The 19,412-nt window shown below is 71.2% G+C and carries 17 protein-coding genes; 8 read left to right on the forward strand and 9 right to left on the reverse strand.

Features of this window, described 5'->3' with window-relative positions; translation table 11 throughout:
• Positions 1–88 precede the first annotated feature (88 nt).
• On the forward strand, positions 89–2,950 hold the full coding sequence (locus ABZX02_RS28605) for a BTAD domain-containing putative transcriptional regulator (RefSeq protein WP_355302473.1): 2,862 nt from the start codon (positions 89–91) through the stop codon (positions 2,948–2,950).
• A 160-nt stretch (positions 2,951–3,110) separates the two neighbouring features.
• Here the strand turns inward: ABZX02_RS28605 and ABZX02_RS28610 are convergent, their stop codons facing one another.
• The 4 genes from ABZX02_RS28610 to ABZX02_RS28625 all read right to left on the reverse strand — a co-directional run bounded on the left by ABZX02_RS28610 (position 3,111) and on the right by ABZX02_RS28625 (position 7,380).
• Positions 3,111–4,214 carry a glycosyltransferase family 4 protein gene (locus ABZX02_RS28610; protein ID WP_355302475.1) on the reverse strand — a complete coding sequence of 368 codons (1,104 nt, stop codon included), beginning with the start codon at positions 4,212–4,214 and terminating at the stop codon, positions 3,111–3,113.
• Between the two features lie 10 nt (positions 4,215–4,224).
• On the reverse strand, positions 4,225–4,992 hold the full coding sequence (locus ABZX02_RS28615; protein ID WP_355302477.1) for a hypothetical protein: 768 nt from the start codon (positions 4,990–4,992) through the stop codon (positions 4,225–4,227).
• A gap of 10 nt (positions 4,993–5,002) precedes the next feature.
• On the reverse strand, positions 5,003–6,007 hold the full coding sequence (locus tag ABZX02_RS28620) for an NlpC/P60 family protein (protein WP_355302478.1): 1,005 nt from the start codon (positions 6,005–6,007) through the stop codon (positions 5,003–5,005).
• Between the two features lie 65 nt (positions 6,008–6,072).
• Complete coding sequence (locus ABZX02_RS28625; RefSeq protein ID WP_355302659.1) at positions 6,073–7,380, reverse strand: NYN domain-containing protein; 1,308 nt, start codon at positions 7,378–7,380, stop codon at positions 6,073–6,075.
• Positions 7,381–7,598: 218 nt separating this feature from the next.
• On the opposite strand from ABZX02_RS28625, the gene ABZX02_RS28630 reads away from it, so the two are divergent.
• Positions 7,599–9,299: a DEDD exonuclease domain-containing protein gene (locus ABZX02_RS28630; RefSeq protein WP_355302480.1), complete on the forward strand. Its 1,701-nt coding sequence runs from the start codon at positions 7,599–7,601 to the stop codon at positions 9,297–9,299.
• Positions 9,300–9,468: 169 nt separating this feature from the next.
• Here ABZX02_RS28630 and ABZX02_RS28635 read toward each other — a convergent pair whose 3' ends face one another.
• Positions 9,469–10,344: a hypothetical protein gene (locus tag ABZX02_RS28635; protein ID WP_355302482.1), complete on the reverse strand. Its 876-nt coding sequence runs from the start codon at positions 10,342–10,344 to the stop codon at positions 9,469–9,471.
• Positions 10,345–10,540: 196 nt separating this feature from the next.
• Between ABZX02_RS28635 and ABZX02_RS28640 the strand changes: the two genes are divergently transcribed.
• Positions 10,541–10,828, forward strand: coding sequence for an Lrp/AsnC ligand binding domain-containing protein (locus ABZX02_RS28640; RefSeq protein WP_355302484.1), 288 nt, complete (start codon positions 10,541–10,543; stop codon positions 10,826–10,828).
• 229 nt (positions 10,829–11,057) lie between these two features.
• Here the strand turns inward: ABZX02_RS28640 and ABZX02_RS28645 are convergent, their stop codons facing one another.
• The 4 genes from ABZX02_RS28645 to ABZX02_RS28660 all read right to left on the reverse strand — a co-directional run bounded on the left by ABZX02_RS28645 (position 11,058) and on the right by ABZX02_RS28660 (position 15,328).
• The gene (locus tag ABZX02_RS28645) at positions 11,058–12,722 is read right to left on the reverse strand and encodes a cytochrome bc complex cytochrome b subunit (RefSeq protein WP_355302486.1); all 1,665 of its coding nucleotides are present in this window, start codon (positions 12,720–12,722) and stop codon (positions 11,058–11,060) included.
• Positions 12,719–13,849, reverse strand: coding sequence for a Rieske 2Fe-2S domain-containing protein (locus ABZX02_RS28650; protein ID WP_355302488.1), 1,131 nt, complete (start codon positions 13,847–13,849; stop codon positions 12,719–12,721). Before ABZX02_RS28650 ends, ABZX02_RS28645 begins: the two co-directional genes overlap by 4 nt.
• Complete coding sequence (locus ABZX02_RS28655) at positions 13,846–14,658, reverse strand: c-type cytochrome (RefSeq protein ID WP_355302490.1); 813 nt, start codon at positions 14,656–14,658, stop codon at positions 13,846–13,848. Before ABZX02_RS28655 ends, ABZX02_RS28650 begins: the two co-directional genes overlap by 4 nt.
• Before the next feature lie 61 nt (positions 14,659–14,719).
• A complete protein-coding gene (locus tag ABZX02_RS28660) occupies positions 14,720–15,328 on the reverse strand; it encodes a heme-copper oxidase subunit III (RefSeq protein WP_236223465.1) in 609 nt (202 codons plus the stop codon).
• Between the two features lie 93 nt (positions 15,329–15,421).
• On the opposite strand from ABZX02_RS28660, the gene ABZX02_RS28665 reads away from it, so the two are divergent.
• The 5 genes from ABZX02_RS28665 to ABZX02_RS28685 all read left to right on the forward strand — a co-directional run bounded on the left by ABZX02_RS28665 (position 15,422) and on the right by ABZX02_RS28685 (position 19,333).
• Positions 15,422–15,823 carry a hypothetical protein gene (locus ABZX02_RS28665; protein WP_355302492.1) on the forward strand — a complete coding sequence of 134 codons (402 nt, stop codon included), beginning with the start codon at positions 15,422–15,424 and terminating at the stop codon, positions 15,821–15,823.
• A gap of 65 nt (positions 15,824–15,888) precedes the next feature.
• Positions 15,889–16,299: a hypothetical protein gene (locus ABZX02_RS28670; RefSeq protein WP_355302494.1), complete on the forward strand. Its 411-nt coding sequence runs from the start codon at positions 15,889–15,891 to the stop codon at positions 16,297–16,299.
• Positions 16,300–16,304: 5 nt separating this feature from the next.
• Positions 16,305–17,345, forward strand: a complete 1,041-nt coding sequence (gene trpD / locus ABZX02_RS28675; protein ID WP_355302496.1) for an anthranilate phosphoribosyltransferase — start codon at positions 16,305–16,307, stop codon at positions 17,343–17,345.
• Positions 17,346–17,459: 114 nt separating this feature from the next.
• The gene (locus ABZX02_RS28680; RefSeq protein WP_355302498.1) at positions 17,460–18,428 is read left to right on the forward strand and encodes an IS481 family transposase; all 969 of its coding nucleotides are present in this window, start codon (positions 17,460–17,462) and stop codon (positions 18,426–18,428) included.
• A 224-nt stretch (positions 18,429–18,652) separates the two neighbouring features.
• Positions 18,653–19,333: a lysophospholipid acyltransferase family protein gene (locus ABZX02_RS28685; RefSeq protein WP_355302500.1), complete on the forward strand. Its 681-nt coding sequence runs from the start codon at positions 18,653–18,655 to the stop codon at positions 19,331–19,333.
• The last annotated feature ends 79 nt before the right edge of the window (positions 19,334–19,412 follow it).

Genomic DNA, 19,412 nt, shown 5'->3' on the forward strand with positions numbered 1-19,412 from the left:
TCGCTGACGCGCCGATGTCACTCCGCGACAGTGCGCTAATAGGCTGTCGGGCAGACGGGGATCTTCCGGCACGCACGAGGGGTTGGCGATGGCTTCGGGTCCGCAGTTCCGGCTGCTCGGCCCGATGGAGGTGCGCCTGGACGGCGCCGCTGTCGTACTGCGAGCGGGCAAGCACAGAGCGTTGCTGGCGGCGTTGCTGCTGCGCCCGAACCGCGTCGTTCCCGTGACGGAACTCGTCGGGCACGTGTGGGGCGACACACCGCCCGCGCGCACGAGGGGAACCCTGCAGACGTACGTGATGCGGTTGCGCGCGGCACTGGGCGACCCGTCGTTGATCCAGACGGCTCCCGACGGCTACCGGATGCGGGTCGACCCGCTGTCCGTGGACGCGCACCGGTTCGCCGACGCGGCGGCGCGCGGGCGTGCGGCGGCGTCGTCCGACCTGGTCACGGCGCGGAAAGCGTTTGCCGAGGCGTTGGACCTGTGGCGCGGGCCGGTGCTGTCGGACGTGCCCTCGGAGACGTTGTACTCGGAGCACGCCCCGCGGCTGACCGAGCTGCTGATGACGGTGCACGAGCAGCGGATCGACGTGGAGCTCGCCCTGGGCAACCACGCCGACCTGGTGCCGGAGCTGTTCGGGCTTACGCGGGACCACCCGTTGCGGGAGAGGTTCTGGGCGCAGCTGATGCTGGCGCTGTACCGCTGCAGCAGGCAGGCGGAGGCGCTGGAGGCGTTCCGGCAGCTCGACCGGACGCTCGACGAGCAGCTGGGCATCGACCCGTCGCAGGAGCTGCGGTCGTTGCACCAGGCGATCCTGGTGGGCGCGCCGGAGTTGGCGGCACCGGTGGTCGAACGGGAACCGGAGCGCGCGCCGTCGTCGCCGATGCGGCTGCCGGACGACATCGCGGACTTCACCGGGCGGTCCGCGCACGTGGACCGGGTGTCCGGGCTGGTCACGGGCTCGGTGCCGATCGTGACGCTGGCGGGGCCGCCGGGGGTGGGCAAGACGACGCTCGCGGTGCGCGTGGCGCACCTGCTGCGCCACCGGTTCCCGGACGGGCAGCTCTACGTCGACCTGCGCGGGTACGCCCTGGGCGCGCCGGCGGACGGGGTGGACGTGCTGTCGCGGTTCCTGCGGGCGCTCGGCGTGCCGCCGGACGAGATCCCGCCGGACGCGGACGAGCAGAGCACGATGCTGCGGTCGTTGCTGTCGGGGCGCCGGATGCTGCTGGTGCTCGACAACGCCTCCGCTCCGGCGCAGGTGCGGCCGCTGCTGCCGGGCACCGCGTCGTGCCGCGTGATCGTGACGTCGCGGGACGACCTGCGCGGGCTGATCGCGTTGAACGGCGCGCGGACCGTTCCGGTCGGTGTGTTCCCGGCGGCCGAGTCGGAGGCACTGCTGACGACGTTGCTGGGGCCGGGTGACCACGCGGAGCTGGCTGAACGCTGCGGACACCTGCCGCTCGCGTTGCGGGTGGCCGCGGCATACCTGGCGGGCCGCGACGACGTGACGATCTCGGGGTCGCCGATCGAGCTGGCCTACGCCGCGCTGCCCCCGGCGCCGCAACGGCTGTTCCGGCTGTTGTCGCTGGTACCGGGCCCGGACTTCACGCCGGAGGCCGCCTCCGCACTGGCCGACGTGGACGCCGAGGGCCTGCTGACGGTGCTCGCGATCGCCCGGCTGGTGGTCTCGCCCGCGCCCGGCCGCTACCGGTTCCACGACGAGCTGGTCCGCTACGCCGCGACGCTGCGGGAGGCGGCGGACACCCCGGCCGAGCAGCAGGCGGCCTGGACCGCGCTGCTCAACCACTACCTGCGCGGCGTCGAGCGCTGCGCCGAGCTGCTCTACCCCGGGATCGTGCGGCTGCCGTCGTCGTCGACGGGCCCGGCGCCGCGGATCGCGACGTCGGCCGAGGCCCTCGCGTGGCTCGACAGCGAACGCCCGAACCTGATCGCCACCATCCGGCACGCGGCCGAGCACGGCCCCGCGGACATGGCCTGGCAGCTGGCGGACGCGCTGCGCGGCTACCTGTGGATCGGCCAGCACGTCGGCGAGTGGCTCGCGACCGCGCACCACGGCCTGCAGGCGGCCCAGGCGTCCGCGCACCGCCCGGCCGAGGCCGCGATGCACGCGAACCTGGGCAGCCTCTACCTGCGCCTCGGCGAGTTCGCGCGGTCGATCGAGCACCACGGTCACGCGATCGAGCTGTACCGGGCGCTGGGCGACAAGGACGCCGAGGCGGGCGCGCTCAACAACCTCAGCCTCGTGCACCGCCGCTCGGGCAACCTGGTCGCCGCCCGCGACACCCTGGTCCGGTGCCTGGAGATGCTGCGCGCGTCGTCGGCGGACATCGTCAGCACCGGCCTGTACAACCTGGGCCAGCTCGCGGTGGAGCTCGGCGAGCTCGACAGCGCGGTCGAGCACTTCTCGCAGGCGCTGTCGCTCGCGCCGAACGCCGACAGCCACACGTACCTCGGCCTGGCGCTGCGCCTGCAGGGCCGGCTCGACGAGGCCCGCGCTCACCTCGAACGCGCGCTGGAGATCGGCAACGTGCCCGCCGGCGAGGCCGAGACCCTGGAGAACCTCGCCGCCCTCGAGCTCGCCTCCGGCAACACCGACGAGGCGCTTTCGCTGGCGTCGCGTGCGTTGGCGCTCGTGGCCGACGGCGGCGACCAGCAGGTGGCGACGTCGGTCCGGATCACGCTCGGCGAGGCCCGGCGCGTGCTGCTCGACTTCGAGGGCGCCGCCGAGCTGTTCTCCCAGGCGCTGGCGACGGCCCGGCGCATCGGGTTCGCCTCGGGCGAGGTGCGGGCGTTGATCGACCTGGCCCTGGTGCTGCGGGACCTGGACCGCCCCGCCGACGCCCGGTCGGCCGCCGCCGAGGCCGCGCGGCGCAGTGCCGAACTGGGGCTGCGCGGGCTGGAGAACCGGGCCCGCGAACTCGCCTGACCACCCCTGCGCCGGATGCAAAATACGTTTGCGGACGTCCACAAAAGACTCGTTGCAAAGGGCGGCGCGCATGCAAAAAATGTTTGCGGACGACGGCAAACGAGTCATTGCAAAGGCAGTCGAACGCAAAACCGCAGGTAGACGCCGGGCTGGTCGTCGATCAGCCGATGAGGCCTTCGAGGCGGTGCGCGAGCTGGTCCCAGCGCCACTGGTCGCTGACCCACTCCCGGCCGGCGCGCCCCATCTTGGCGGCCATCTCCGGATCGGCGAGCAACGAGGCGATGCGCAAGGCGACGTTCTCGACGTCGAGGCCGTCGACGACGTTGCCGGTGATGCCGTCCCGCACGGTCTCCGGGGCACCACCGGACCGGCCGGCCACGACGGGCAGTCCGGTCGCCGACGCCTCCAGGTAGACGATGCCGAGCCCTTCGACGTCGAGGCCGCGGCCGCGGGTGCGGCAGGGCATCGCGAACACGTCGCCCGCGTTGTAGTGCGCGGGCAGCTCCTCCCACGGCACCGACCCGGTCAGCACGATGTCGCGGGAGCCGGCGGCCAGCTTCTCGAGCGTCCCGCGGTACGGCCCGCCGCCGACGATCAGCAGGGCGGCGTCCGGCACGGACCGCTGGATTAGCGGCAGCGCGCGGATCAGCACGTCCTGCCCCTTGCGCGGCACCAGCCTCGACACGCACACGATCACGGGGCGGTCGCCCAGCCCGTAGCGGGCGCGCATCTCGGCGCGCGCGGCCGGGTCCGGGCGGTACTGCTCGGTGTCCACACCGGACGGCAGGTGCTCCAGCGCCGCCATCGGGCCGAACGCCGCCGCGAACCGCGAGCGGGTGTAGCGGCTGACGTACGTCACGACGTCCACACCGGACCCGATCGCGCGCAGGGCCTGCCGCGCCACGGGCAGCATCGACCAGCCCACCTCGTGCCCGTGCGTGCACGCGACCGCGCGGCTCAGCCCGAGCGACGGCGCCAGCAGCGCGAGCGGTGCCGCCGCGCCGAACCACGCGGCGTCGCACGACTCCGCGCGGGCGATGTCGCGGGCGCGCTTCAGGACGTCCGGCGTCGGCAGCATCAACGACGTGGGGTGGCGCACCACCGGGAACGGCTGCTCGGCGTCGAACTCCGCGGCGCCCTTCCACTTCGGCGCGTAGACGACGAGCGAGTCCGCGGGCAGCCGTGTCGCCAAAGCGTGCAGGTAGGACTGGATGCCACCGGGGCGGGGCGGGAAGTCGTTGGTCACCAGCAAGGTTCGGCGCACGAACCCAACGCTATCCGATGCTCGTTCTCAGGAACTCACGCCAGCCCGCCACGTCGACGGCGCCGGTGTCCACCGCGGACGACGCCGCGTTGCGCAGGTAGAAGTCCACGACGCCGCGCTCCCCCAGGCGCGACTCCAGGTAGACCATGATCGAGTACGCCTGCTGGTACGCCAGGTCGCGGCCGGCCCCGCCGAAGTCGACCGGCAGCGCGGAGACGTCCGTCTTGAGCAACGGCGCGGCCTGGCGCAGCGACAGCCCCGTGCCGCGGAAGGCCACCCAGTCCGCGAACCCCTCGACCAGCCAGAGCGGAGCCGAGTCCGAGGTCAGGTCGCGCGTGGCGACGTGCGTGATCTCGTGTCGCAGCAGCACGCCCAGCTCCAGGTCCGACAGCGCCGCCGCGCGCACCCGGTTGATCACGACGCGCTGCCCGGAGCCGTCCCTGATCGCGATGCCGGCCATGTCCGCGAACGCCGGCCCGACGAGCGACACGAGCTCCTCGTCCGACGTCGGCACGACGACGTCGACCCGCCGGACCCACCCGGTGTCCACCACGTCGGCGACCGCGCGCACCGCGGCGTCGAGCGACCCGGACACCCGCGTCGCGAGCTCGCTGTCGCAGGAACTGCTGGTCACGGTGCCTGTCGCGGTCGTCAGCACCGCCTCGTTGCAACGATCGTTTGCGGTCGGCGGCAACTCGACGGGCCGCAGTGCAACGGTCATGCCCAGGACGAACGTGAAGGCGACGGTGGTCGCCAGCAACGTCCGCAGGTGGTTCACCGGCGCAACGCTAGCCCTCGATGCGCCGGATCACCGCGATGGGCCCGATGGCGTCGATGGGTGCGATCTTGACCGGCTGGCCCTCCGTGGAGGCGTGCACCGCCCTCGCGTTGTCGACGGCCATGGCGACGTGCGAGCGGCTCGCGTAGTAGATGATCAGGTCGCCGGCGCGGACCTCGCCGCGCGACACGGCGCGGCCGACGCCTGCCTGCCCGCCGGAGGTGCGCGGGATGGTGACGTTCGCGGCGGCGTAGGCCCTCATCGTGAGGCCGGCGCAGTCCCACGAGTCGGGGCCGGTGGCGCCGTAGGAGTAGTCGTCGCCGCGCTGGCCGAGCGCGAACGTCAGCGCGAGGCCCGCCACGCCGGCGGGCACGCCGACCTGCGAGCGGTCACCGGGGTCGCGCAGCTGGTTCACGACGGGGGCGGGCAGCCGGGTCAGCGCCGCCCGCACGTCGGTGATCTGCGCCTGCAACGCCTGGTTGCGCGCGTCGAGGTCGCTCTTCAGCTTCTCGGCCGCCGCGGTGGTCTCGGCGGCACGCGCCCGCGCGCTCTCCGCGACCTGGTGCGCCTGCCGGGCCTTCTCGACGGCGGCGGACAGCCGCGCGAGCGAGTCGGCCTTGTCGGCGGCGAGGACCCGCATCATCTCCAGGCGGTTCAGGAAGTCCTGCTGCGAGTCCGCCACGAGCAGCGCCGACAGCTGGTTGAACCGCGCGCCCTCGAACGACGCCTGGGCGATCAGGTCGACCTGCCCCTGGAAGTCGTCCTCGTCGCGCTTGGCCTGCCGTTCGATCTGCTGCGCCGCCGCCACCGTCGCGGTCGCGCGGTCGAGCTCGGCCTTGCGCTGTGTCAGGTCCTCCTGCGCGCGCAGGACTTCCTCGTTGAGCTTCGTCGCCTGCGCTGTCAGATCGGCGTACGCGCGCGCGGGATCAGCCGGTTGCGCGGCCGAGGACACCGCCGGCGCGACCGGGAACAGCAGCAGGAGAACCAGGAAACCACGGGTGAAGTTGCGCGACATGAGGTCGCCGATCCCCTTCGCCAGAACAAGACCGCCAAGATCGACGGCGTCAGGCTACCGGGTGATCAAACACGCCCGAGACGGGCCAGCAACACCGCGGACGGCACGGGGTGCGCACCGCGTCGGCGCACCGAGTCCGCGACCGCGCGATCCGAGGTCACCACCACCACGGGCCGACCCTCCGGCTCCGCCGTGACCAGCGCGCGGATCACGTCGTCGGCCAGGACACCGGGGTCGCTGAAGAGGACGCGCACGCCCCGTGGCGCGGCCGCGGGCACCGCCACGACACCGGCGCCGTCGAACACCAGCGTCACCTCGGCTCCCGTGCGGGCGGCCAGCACGGCGAGCTGGTGCACGAGCCGATCGCGCTGGTCGGACAGCGACAGCTCGGGATAGCCGGTCTTCGTGACGTTGTAGCCGTCCACCACCAGGTGCACCGCGGGCAGCGCCAGCAGCCGGTCCAGCGCCGCCGGGTCCTCCACGCGGCCGACGGCCCCCTGCGACGCGCTGGCGCCCCGCACCAGGTCGGCGGGACGCGGGCCGCTGCCGCCCAGGGCCAGTTCGCGGCGCAGGCCGGTGACGGCGCCGTCGAGGGTGTCGACGAGCAGCGCGAGCCGCACCTCGTCGGCCTGACGGGCCTCCCGCGCGGACTGGCGCGCCACCTCGGCGTCGGCGATCGCCCGCTGGGCCTTGCCGCGCTCGGTCTCGGCGCGCTCCCGTTCGCGGTCGCGTTCGGCGGTCAGGCGCTTGACCTCGTCGGCCGTGCGTTCCTGGATCTTGTCGACCTCGGCGGCCGCGGCCAGGGCGGCGTCCTTGGCCTCGCGCAGCTTCACGCCCTGCTCGCGCAACCGCTTGCGCAGGCGTTCCAGCTCGATCTCGGCGTCCGCGCGGACGCGTTCGGCGGCGCCGTCGAGCTGGGCGCGCTCGGAGCGCAGCCGGTCCAGCTCGCCTTCCAGCCGTTCCGCGCGCACGACGGCCGCGTCCCGTTCGGCCCGCAGCGTCGCGTCGCCCACGCGCCGCGACACCAGTTCGACGTAGTGCAGCGCGACCTCGTCCCCGGTCAGCACCGCCGCGGCGGCCGCGGTCACCGGGTCCGGTGAGGTCACCTCGAGCGTCGACGGCCTGTTCTTGCGCAGCCACTCGACCACGGCGGTGCGGAAGTTCGCCGAGTCCCGCAGGCCGGCCACGACCTGCGACCCGCCCAGCCGGGCGCGTTTCGTCGGCGCGAACTTCGCGACCGGCCGCAGGTGCTGCGGCACGTCGACCTTCGCCATCTCGCCCAGCGCGTCCGCGCCCAGCTCCGCGAGCCTCACCCGCAGCGGTTCCGGCAGGGACGACCAGTCCACAGCGGACTCCGCCGTGGACTCACCCACCTCTTCGGCGGGCTGGTCGATCTCGTGCGCGGGCTCCGGTTCGGACACCCCACCAGGCTAGAGGCCGCGCACTCGGGCGGCGCACGGGCGGGTCCGCGGCCGCAGCAACGATCTGGAAAAGATCACCTCGTCACCACTCCAATGGAGCAACCGCAGGTCAGGGCTCCACGGGAGATCGGCTCCGAAAATTGTCAGACCCCGTCGCTACCGTCAGCGCCGTGACCGGACAACTGTCCTTCGACGAGCTCGGGACGCCCCTGCGCGACACGACGTTCGTCGTCTTCGACCTCGAGACGACGGGAGGCAGCTCCGAGGAGGACGCCGTCACGGAGATCGGCGCGGTGAAGGTGCGCGCGGGCGAGGTGCTCGGCGAGTTCGCCACGCTCGTCGACCCGGAGCGCGGCATCCCACCGCAGGTCGCCCAGCTGACCGGGATCACGCAGCTGATGGTGACGGGCGCGCCGACGATGAAGACGGTGCTGCCCGCGTTCCTGGAGTTCGCCGCCGGGTCCGTCCTGGTGGCGCACAACTCGGGCTTCGACGTGAGCTTCATGAAGGCGGCCTGCGAGCGGCACGGGTACCGCTGGCCGAAGCCGTCGGTCGTGTGCACCGTCAAGCTCGCGCGGAGGGTGCTCAGCCGCGACGAGGCGCCGTCGTGCCGGCTGTCGGCGCTGTCGGACCTGTTCCGCACGGAGACCAAGCCGACGCACCGCGCGCTGGCCGACGCCCGCACCACCGTCGAGGTGCTGCACGCGCTGCTGGAACGCGTCGGCAACGTGGGCGTGCACTCGCTCGAGGAGCTGCTGGCGTACCTGCCGGAGGTGACGCCGGAGCAGCGCCGCAAGCGCTCGCTGGCCGCCCACCTGCCGAACAAACCGGGCGTGTACCTGTTCCGCGGCCCGAAGGAGGAGGTCCTCTACGTCGGCACGGCGTCGGACCTGCGGCGGCGCGTCCGCCAGTACTTCACCGCGAGCGAAGGCAGGCGCCGGCTCCGCGAGATGGTCGCGCTGGCCGTGCGCGTGGACGCCGTGGAGTGCTCCCACCCGCTAGAGGCGGAGGTGCGCGAGCTCCGCCTCTTACGCGCACACCGCCCCGCGTACAACCGCCGCTCCAAGAATCCCCACAGCGCCTGGTGGCTCACCCTGACCGACGAGCCGTTCCCCCGGATCTCGCTGGTCAAGACGCCGAAGGACGGCGCGCTGGGCCCGTTCCGCACGCGCAAGGCGGCCGAGTCGGTGGCCGACGCGCTGCTCGACGCCGTCCCGCTGCGCTCGTGCACCATCAAGATCCCGGCGACGAACCAGCGCGCCTCCCCGTGCGCCCTGGCCGAGCTGGACCGCTGCAAGGCCCCGTGCGCGGGCCACCAGACAGTCGACGAGTACGCCCCCGCCGTGGTCGCCGTGCGGGACCTGGTCGTGGGCCGCAGCGCGGACCCGCTGCGCACGCTCGTCAGCCAACTCGGCGGCCTCGCCTCAGCCGAACGCTTCGAGGAGGCAGCCCGCCGCCGCGACCGCCTGGCAGGCCTGGTCCGCTCCCTGGACCGCGCCCAACGCCTGGCCGCCCTCGCGGCCCTCCCCCAGCTCGTGGCCGCCAGACCCGACCGCGAGGGAGGCTGGGAGTTCTCGGTGGTGCGCTACGGCCGCCTCGCCTCCGCCGGCGTTGCCCGCCGGGGCACCCGCCCGATGCCGGTGGTCGACGCCCTCGTCGCCTCCGCGGAGACGGTCGTCCCGACTCCCGGCCCGCTGCGCGGCGCGCCGCCGGAGGAGGCCGGCGTCGTGCTGCGCTGGCTCGACCAGCCGGGCACCCGCCTGGTCTACGCGGACGAGCCGTGGTCGTCGCCTGCCGGTGCGGCTGCGGCCTGGGTGCCTTGGGCGGAGCAGGCGGCGAGCGCGCGCCCGATCCACGACCACTGGAACTGACGCGACGGAGTGGTGGCCGCTGAGCTGGTCGGCGGGTGTCGCCGGAGGTGGCAGGAAGCGGTCGCCGGAGTGGTTGGCGCTGGTGTGACCGGACAAGCTGCTCAACACGGGTGCGGCTGGCCGCCAGCGTGGTTGGTGCAGGTGCGGCCGACAGCGTGAGGCAACCTGATCAGCGGACGTGCCGGCGGAACTCACCGCCCTCGAACGTCAGCCACGCCCCACCACCGACGGGGATCACGCCGTACGCGTCCGCGGCGTGCGCGTCGAAGGTGCCGAGGTGCGCGCCGGTCCGCACGTCGACCAGGTGGTGCCGGAACCACTCCTCACCGTCGTCCTCCCCGCCCGCGACCACGAACGCGGTGTCGGGGTCGAGGTAGCCGCCCGTCCACTCCAGCCACGTGTCCTCGTCGTGGCCGAGGTCCGCCGCGGACACCCGGCGCACCACCTCACCGTCCGGGTAGGTGTGGAACGCGACGTCGTGCTGTTCGTGGTGGACGGTCATGAAGCCGCGGCCGTCCTCCGCGATCGCCACCAGCACGCGGTCCTCCCACGGGTACCGGACCACCTCGAGTGAGGTGCCGCGGAGGGTGCCGCGGAACAGCAGCGACCCGTCCTGGCCCTCGCCGACGTCGACCAGCACGTCGGTGCCGTTGGGGTGCACGTGGTGGTTGCCGCCGTGGCCGACGGTGCCCAGGTCGGCGCTGGCGAGCAGGGTGCCGGTGGTGGCGTCCAGCACGTGCCAGGTGTCGTCGCCGTCGTTCCAGTTCCCCATCGCGTCCGGCCGGAAGAGCCAGACGTGCTCACCGTTGAATGAGAACGTGCATCCCGCCCGGACGTTGCGCACCTTCTCCTGGACCGTGCCGAACTCGTGTCGCCACCGCTGCGCGCCCGCGCGGTCGACGCAGACCAGGTCGTTGTCCGACGTGTAGACCGCGCTCGTCAGGTCCGGGGCGACCGCCTGCTCCCTCGGCGTGACCGGCACGGGGAAGGTGACGCCGCCGGGGACGTGGATGGCGCCGTCGCTGTACCTGGCCGGGGTGGTCATGCCCGCACGGTAGCCGCCACCTTTGCAACATACGTTTGCGGTCGAGCGCAAACGTCATTGCATGAAGTCGTCGGCGCAGGTCAGCAGGCCACAGGACACCTGCGGCGTGAGTGGTGACGTCCCCACGCCGGTGATCAGGCGGTAGGGCAGACTACGGGTGCTTGAGACACCGGAGCCCAGACCCGAGGAGGACGCCGTGGTCACCGCCATCGTGCTGATCCAGGCCGCCGCCGAACGCATTCCCGAGGCCGCGCAGGAGATCGCCGACATCGACGGAGTCACCGAGGTGTACTCCTGTGCCGGTGACGTGGACCTGATCGCGCTGGTGCGGGTCAGCAAGCACGAGGACCTCGCCGCGCTGGTGCCCGGCAAGATCAGCAAGGTCGCGGGCGTGCTGAACACCGACACGCACATCGCGTTCCGCAGCTACTCGAAGCGCGACGACGAGGCCGCGTTCGCCATCGGCCTCGACGACGCCCGCTAGGGCCTGTATCGACGTCCGGGTTCGATGAGAGTCGCGCCTGAGGTGGTTCCTGGCGGTGCGGACGGACGGCCCGCATACCGGTGTTGTACGTGGGCCGTCCGTCCGTGCCGTCAGGGGCCGCCTCAGGCCCGGCTATCGCGGATTCGGACGTCGATACAGGCCCTAGTACGCCCGAACGGCGAAAGGCCCCCGTGGAGTCCACGGGGGCCTTTCGCTGTGCCGGCTGGGGTCAGGCCTTCGGGTCCGAAGGCTTGCCCGCGAGCTCGCTCGCCTCGTCCTGGGAGCTGAGGCCCTCCGAGGCGTGGATGTGCTTGCGCGCGTTCTCCAGGGCCACGGTCTCCTCGACCGGGTCCGGCGACCACGTGCTGCCGACGACCGGGTGACCGGCCGAGCCGAGCTTGTTCATCTTCTTCGGCACCGACGCGCCCTGGTAGGCGAGCGGGATCGGGTGGCCGTGGTCGTCCACCGGGCCGAGCGGCTGGTGGATCTCGATGAACTCGCCGTGCGGCAGGCGCTTGATGATGCCGGTCTCGACACCGTGCTCGAGCACCTCGCGGTCACCGCGCTGCAGACCGATGCAGATGCGGTACGACACGAAGTACGCGATCGGGGGCAGGACCAGCATGCCGATGCGGCCCATCCACGTCGTCAGGTTCAACGAGATGTCGAACTGGTAGGCGAAGATGTCGTTCGCGCCCATGAGCAGCAGGACCATGAAGTACGTGATCGCCATCCAGCCCAGCGAGGTGCGGACCGGGACGTCGCGCGGACGCTGCAGCAGGTTGTGGTGCGCGTAGTCCTTGGTCATCTTGCGCTCGATCCACGGGTACGCCGCCGCGATGCCGGTCAGCAGCGGCAGACCGAGGATGAACGGCAGGAACGGCGCCGGGATCGTGTAGTTGCCCAGGTAGAACTCCCACGCGGGCCAGATGCGGACCAGGCCGTCGGTCCAGCCCATGTACCAGTCGGGCTGCGAGCCGGCGGACACCTGCGCGGGGTTGTACGGGCCGATGTTCCAGATCGGGTTGATCTGGAAGACGCCACCCATGATCGCGATGACACCGACGACGATGGCGAAGAAGCCGCCGCCCTTGGCCGCGAACACCGGCATGATGCGGACGCCGACGACGTTGGTCTCCTTGCGGCCCACGCCCGGGAACTGCGTGTGCTTCTGGTACCAGACCAGCGCGAGGTGCGCCGCGATCAGACCCAGGATGATCGCCGGGATGATCAGGATGTGCGCGGTGTAGAGCATCGGGATGATGTCCGTGCCGGGGAACTCCCCGCCGAACATCAGCCAGTTCAGCCACGTGCCGATGACCGGGAACGAGATCAGCAGCGCCGCCATGACGCGGAGGCCGGTGCCCGAGAGCAGGTCGTCCGGCAGCGAGTAGCCGAGGAAGCCCTCGATCGCGCCGAGCATGAACAGCACGATGCCGATGACCCAGTTGATCTCACGCGGCTTGCGGAACGCGCCGGTGAAGAAGATCCGGAACATGTGCACGACGATCGCGCCCATGAACAGCAGTGCCGCCCAGTGGTGCACCTGGCGGACGAACAGACCGCCCCGCGTCTCGAACGAGATGTCGAGAGTGGACGCGAACGCCCGCGACATCTCGATGCCGCGCAGGTTCTCGAACGAGCCGTTGTAGGTGACCTCGGTCATCGACGGGTCGAAGAACAGCGCGAGGTACGTGCCCGACAGCAGCAGCACGATGAAGCTGTACAGCGCGATCTCACCGAGCAGGAAGGACCAGTGCGTCGGGAAGACCTTGTTCAGCTGTTTGCGCAGGCCAGAGGCCGCGTGGTACCGCTCGTCGGCAGCGTTGGCCGCCGCTCCTGCGACGCGCGCGGCCGCGTTGGCCGGCTTCGTCGGCGTCGTGATGGCACTCATGACTTCCGCTCCCAGAACGCCGGTCCCACAGCCTCGATGAAGTCGCTGCGGGCTACCAAGTATCCGTCTTCGTCCACAGTGATCGGAAGCTGCGGCAGAGGGCGGGTTGCCGGACCGAACCGCGGCTTCGCGTATTCGAAGACGTCGAACTGCGACTGGTGGCAGGGGCAGAGCAGCAGACCGGTCTGCTGCTCGAACAGCGACGTCGGGCAACCCAGGTGCGTGCAGATCTTCGAGTACGCGTACAGGTCACCGTAGTTGAAGTCCTCCTGGCCCGCACGCTTGGTGATGGCCTGGTTCGGCCGCATGCGGATCAGCATGACCGGCGCGTCGGCGCGCTTGAGGGCCGCCACCAGGGCGTGCTCGTCGTCGCGCTCGGACTCGCGGAACGGGAAGACCGTCTCGAAACCGCCCGGCTCGACGTCCTCGGGACGCACGAGCGAGACCTCGTGGAAGTTGCCGGTGTGGCGGCGCAGGTAGACCTTCTCGCCCGGCTTCTCCGGCTTCCAGCCGGTGTGCCAGAGCGAGGCCTTGGTCTCGCTGTCCGAGTGCGGGTTCTTCATCAGCGCGCCCAGCGGCACGGCCGCCACGCCGAGACCCAGCACACCGGCGCCGAGGCCCGCGGTGCGCTTGATCAGGCTGCGGCGCGCGATGCCGCTGCGGTCACCCGCGTCGGCGAGCTCCGCGACCAGGGTGGCGCGGTCGACCGCGCTCGACGGGCCGTCGTGGCGCTGCTGCACCGCGAGCTCGTCCGGCAGGAACTTCTTCGTGTAGAGCAGCGCTCCGACACCCAGGGCCACCACCGAGAGGCCCAGGAACAGGCCGATCAGCGGGTTGTACAGGTTGTGCAGGAAGTGGCCGCTCTCGTTGAACGGGGACTCGTACTCCCACGGCCAGAACAGGAACACGCCGAGGAACGCCAGGCCCGACAGCGCGGAGACCATGAACCACGCGGCGACCGAGCGCTGAGCACGACGCTCGGCGCGGGTGCCGGGGACCGGGAACTTCTCCTCGTAGTGGACGAGCTCGACGCCGTCCATCTTCGTGCCGAGCTTGACGAGCTCGTCCCGGCTCATCTCCGCGAGTTCTGCCTCGCTGGGCAGCTCGATCGGCTTGTCGCCGCTCATGCCTTGGCTCCGATCCAGAGGGTCACGCCGATGAGCGCGGCGATGCCCACGATGAACGCGATCAGGCCCTCGGAGACGGGGCCGAACCCGCCCAGGGCGTTACCGCCGGAGTTGTTGTTTCCGTCGGTGACCGACTTGACGTACGCGATGATGTCTTTCTTCTCTTCCGGCGTGAGCTGGCGCTCGCCGAACTTCGGCATGTTCTGCGGGCCGCTGAGCATCGCCGTGTAGATCTGCTCCTCGGTCACGCCGTCGAGAGCGGGCGCGAACTTGCCGGAGGACAGCGCGCCACCACGACCCGTGAAGTTGTGGCAGCTGGCGCAGTTGAGGCGGAAGAGCTCGCCACCGCGCGCCGGGTTGTCGCCGCGCAGGGCCTCACCGGACTCGGAGGGCTTCTTCGGGCCCTCGCCACCGTTCGCGGTGATGTAGGCCATCAGCGCGTTGATCTCCTCGGGGGAGAGCTTCGCGGGCTTGCGGATGGCCTGCGCCTCCTGCCGCGCCATGGGCATGCGGCCGGAGGAAGTCTGGAAGTAGACCGCGGCGTCGCCGACGCCCACGAGGCTCGGCCCGCGGCCCTCGACACCCTCCAGGGAGCTGCCGTGGCAGCTCAGGCAGGTGTTCAGGTAGATCTGCTCGCCCTGGCGGACCAGGGCGTCCTGCTGCTGCGCCTGGGCGGTCTGCGCCTGGGGCGCGAAGGCGGCGAACAGCATGCCGGCGCTCAGCAGGGCGAAGCCCAGTGCGAGCAGTCCGGCGACCCGGCGGCGCATCTTGGTGCGGGCGCCGCGGGGGCGTTTCGTCGTGGTGGTCATGGTGTGCGGCAACCCTTGCTGTCAGTTCGGGAGCTCGTGGCTTGGCTGCGTGCTGACTAGGTCAGGGCACGATGTAGATGATGGCGAACAGGCCGATCCACACGACGTCGACGAAGTGCCAGTAGTACGACACGACGATCGCGGAGGTGGCCTGTGCCGGCGTGAACTTGCTGAGCTTCGTCCGGATCAACAGGTAGACGAACGCGATCAGGCCGCCGATGACGTGCAGGCCGTGGAAGCCGGTCGTCAGGTAGAAGACCGTGCCGTAGGCCGAGGACGGGATCGTCGTGCCGGCGTGGACCAGCTCGACGTACTCACCGGCCTGACCGCCCACGAAGATCGCGCCCATGATCAGCGTCACGATGTACCAGCGACGCAGACCGAAGACGTCTCCCCGCTCCGCCGCGAACACGCCCCACTGACAGGTGAAGGACGACGCGACCAGGATGATCGTGAAGACCGACGCGTAGGGGATGTTCAGGTGGGTGGGGGGCGGGGGCCAAGGTCCCTCGTTCTGGGCCTTCACCGTGAAGAACATGGCGAAGAGGCCAGCGAAGAACATGAGCTCGCTGGACAGCCAGACGATCGTGCCGACGCTGACCATGTTCGGGCGGTTCAGCGAGTGCACGCGCTGGCCGATTGAAGGCGCTGCCGTGGTCACGAGCAGCATTATTGCCTGCGTAATTTCCGTCCGCCCATCGGGTCCTGCGCGGATCATGGGTCGGCTGGGTCACACGGCGAGTGATCGCGAGGAGATCAACGGATGAGCTTGCTGGGCCGATTGCGCGACATGCTGCGGCGGGACGAGGAACCGGCGCTCTCGGTGGACGACCCGGACCTCGTGGTCGTGGTCGAGGCGTTCGACATCGCGGAGGCCGATTCGGCCGCTCTGGCGCGCTCTCCGCAGTGGCGCGCGGACGAGCCCGCCGTGCTCCGCCACCACGTGCGCATCCCCGCTGACCAGGTAGAACGCGCGCGGGAGCTGCTCACGCCGGACGGCTGGGTGCTCGTCGCGGGTGAGATAGCGCTCATCAGCAGGGTGCAGAAGCTGGACGCGCTGCACTGCGCCCAGGAGAGGTCTCGGATGGCCTCGCTGGCGCAGCGCCTCGGTGGCGAGGCGCTGGGCTGGGACGCCCTGCAGAAGCCGCACGACCCGGCCCGATAGCATCACGGCGACCTTGGTCACTTTCTTGGTGACAGCAGTCGGCAGTCGCAGCGGAGGATCGAGAGATGAGCACGCAGACCACGAAGATCCTGGTGTTCAGCCACCGGCCCGAGGTGCGTGAGACGATCATCACTGCGGTCGGCCGCCGGCCCGCGCCGGACCTCGCCCGCGTCGAGTACGTCGAGGTCGGGACGATCGCCGACGTCCTCTACGAGGTGGACAACGGCACCGTCGACCTGCTGATCCTCGACGGCGAGGCGCAGCCGACGGGCGGCATGGGCCTGTCCCGCCAGCTCAAGGACGAGATCACGAACTGCCCGCCGGTCGTCGTGGCGGTGCGCCGCAAGGACGACAGGTGGCTCGCGACGTGGTCGCAGGCGGACGCGGTGCTGGTGCACCCGCTCGACCCGCTGGCCGCCGCCGAGACCGTGGCCGAGGTGCTGCGGGGCTCGGCTCTTCCCGTCGTCAAGGGCTGAGCGCCATGAGCCAGCGGACCTGGCCCTCGCTGCTCAACCGGCTGCTCGACGGCGCCGACCTGACCGCGGACGACACGGCCTGGGGCATGGACCAGGTGATGTCCGGTGCGGCGAGCGCGGCGCAGATCGCGGCGTTCATCGTCGCGCTGCGCGCCAAGGGCGAGACGCCGGAGGAGGTCGACGGCCTCGCCACGATGATGCTGGAGCACGCGAACCGGTTCACGGTGGACGTGCGGGCGACCGACATCGTCGGCACCGGCGGCGATCATTCCGGTTCGGTCAACATTTCGACGATGGCCGCGATCGTCACGGCCGCCGCGGGCGTGCCCGTGGTCAAGCACGGCAACCGCGCGGCGTCGTCGCAGTGCGGCACGGCGGACGTGCTGGAGGCCTTGGGCGTCGCGATCGACCTGCCCGCCGACGGCGTCCGGGAGACCGTGCGGCAGCTGGGCATCGGGTTCTGCTTCGCGCCGGTGTTCCACCCCGGCTTCCGGCACGCGGGCCCGGTGCGGCGCGAGATCGGCATCCCGACGTCGTTCAACCTGCTCGGCCCGCTGACGAACCCCGCCCAGCCCACGGTCGGCCTGATCGGCTGCGCGCGGGCGGCGGCGGCCCCGCTGATCGCCGGCGTGTTCGCGCGGCGGCGCAACACCGCGCTGGTCGTGCGGGGTGACGACGGCCTCGACGAGATCACGACGACCACGACGACGTCCGCGTGGCTCGCGCAGGACGGCGAGGTGCGCACCGCGACCATCGACCCGGCGGTGCTCGGCGTGAAGCCCGCGCGCGAGGAGGACCTGAAGGGCGGCGACTCGTCGGTCAACGCCCAGGTGGTCCGCGACCTCGTGGCGGGCAAGACGGGGTCCGTGCGCGACGCGGTGCTCGTGAACGCCGCGGGCGCCATCGCGGCGCACGGCGGGTTCTCCGACGACCTGCACGCCGACCTGACGGCCTCGCTGAGCCGCGCGGCGGACGCCGTCGACTCGGGCAAGGCGGCGGAGCTGTTGAGCCGCTGGGTGGAGCTCTCACAGGCCCTGAAGGGCTAGCTGTAGTGATCACGGACGTTGTTGACGGCGTGTCCGGCATGTCGCCTTGAGCATGAGGAAGACCTCCGTGTGTGGTGAAGGTGTCTAAGTCTGCACCGCACAACGGAGGTCTTCGTGTACCACCGTAACGCCCGGCTGACCGTGCACGGACGGCGGCTGCTCGTCGAGCGTGTCGCCGCGGGACGCCCGGTCGCCCACGTCGCCGCGGAGATGGGAATCTCCCGCGCCACCGGCTACAAATGGGTCCGCCGCCACCGGCTCGAAGGCGACGCCGGCTTGACCGACCGGCCCAGCAGGCCACACCACTCACCCCGCCGCACCACAGCCGAAGTCGAGTCCCAGATCCTCCACCTGCGCCGGACCCGGCGGCTCGGACCCGCTCGCATCGCCGGAATCCTCGGACTGCACGCCTCCACCACCCACCGCGTCCTGACCCGGCACCGTGAACCCCGACTCGCCTGGCTCGACCGCCCGACCGGGCAACCGATCCGCCGCTACGAACGAGCCAGCCCCGGTGAACTGGTCCACGTCGACGTCAAGAAACTCGGACGGCTACGTGACGGCGGCGGCTGGCGCGTTCACGGCCGTGACCGCGCCCAGCGCAACGCCGCCCGCACCGCACCGCGCGTCGGTTACGAATACGTCCACTGCGCCATCGACGACCACACGCGCCTGGCCTACGCCGAGATCCACCCCGACGAGACCGCCACCACCTGCGCCACCTTCCTCCGACGCGCGGCACAAGTCTTCGCCACACACGGCATCCCGGCCATCGAACGGGTCATGACCGACAACGCCATGGCCTACCGCCGCTCACACGCCTTCGCGCAAGCGATGGCCGACATCGGCGCCAGCCACCGCCTCACCCGCTCCTACCGGCCACAAACCAACGGCAAAGCCGAACGCTTCAACCGCACCCTCGCCGAGGAATGGGCCTACGCCCAAGCCTTCACCAGCGGCCAGCAACGCGCCGACGCCCTGCCACAGTTCCTGCACCACTACAACCACCACCGAGCCCACACCGCACTCGGCGGACACCCACCCATTAGCCGAGTCGACAACGTCTCAGGGCACTACAGCTAGCCGACGGGCGGCGGGGTACCTGCCCCGCCGCTCCTCCGGACGAACGCCGCGAAGCCGTCAGACCTCGTGAACCGGGCCTTCCCGGCGTGTTTCGTCACACCTGGTCGCCGCCGCGTGACCCTGCTCGCACGGCCGCCGCACCGGCGTAGTCCGAGCGAGTGACGGGGCCGAGATGCGCACCACGTGGTAACCCTGTGGCAACCACCACCTGGAATGCTGGTGACATGGCCCTCCTCTACCCAGTGATGAAGCACGTCGTCGCGCGCGCAGCCCGTCTTGTCTACCGCCCGGTGGTGGACGGTCTGGAGAACATCCCCACCGACGGCCCCGTCATCCTGGCGGCCAACCACCTCAGCTTCATCGACAGCGTCGTGATCCCGATGGTCGTGCCGCGCCGCGTCTCGTTCCTCGCGAAGGCGGAGTACTTCACGGGCACGGGCGTGAAGGGTGGGCTCTCGCGCTGGTTCTTCTCCTCGCTGGGCCACGTGCCGGTGCACCGCGGCAAGGGCCGCGACGCCCGCGCCGCGCTCGACACGGCCGCGGACATCCTGGCGCGCGGTGACGCGTTCGCCATCTACCCCGAGGGCACCCGTTCGCTCGACGGCAGGCTCCACCGCGGCCGCACCGGGGTGGCGCGCATGGCGCTCGAGTCCGGTGCCCCGGTCATCCCGGTCGGCATCATCGGCACGGACAAGGTGCAGCCGGTCGGCAGCAGGTTCCCGAAGATCGTCCCGGTGACGGTGCGCTTCGGCGAGCCGCTCGACTTCAGCCGCTACGACGGCATGCAGGAGTCGCTGCCGGTGCTGCGCAGCGTCACCGACGAGATCATCTACCGCATCCTGGACCTGAGCGGCCAGGAGTACGTCGACGCGTACCAGAAGACCCCGGTGCCCGCGGCGGCCTGACCCCGCACGAACGACGAAGGCCCTTCCCGTGCGGGAAGGGCCTTTTCGCGTGCTGTGCGATGTCTCACAGAAAGGCCGA

This window comes from Lentzea sp. NPDC003310 (genome assembly GCF_040610935.1).
GTDB lineage: Bacteria > Actinomycetota > Actinomycetes > Mycobacteriales > Pseudonocardiaceae > Lentzea.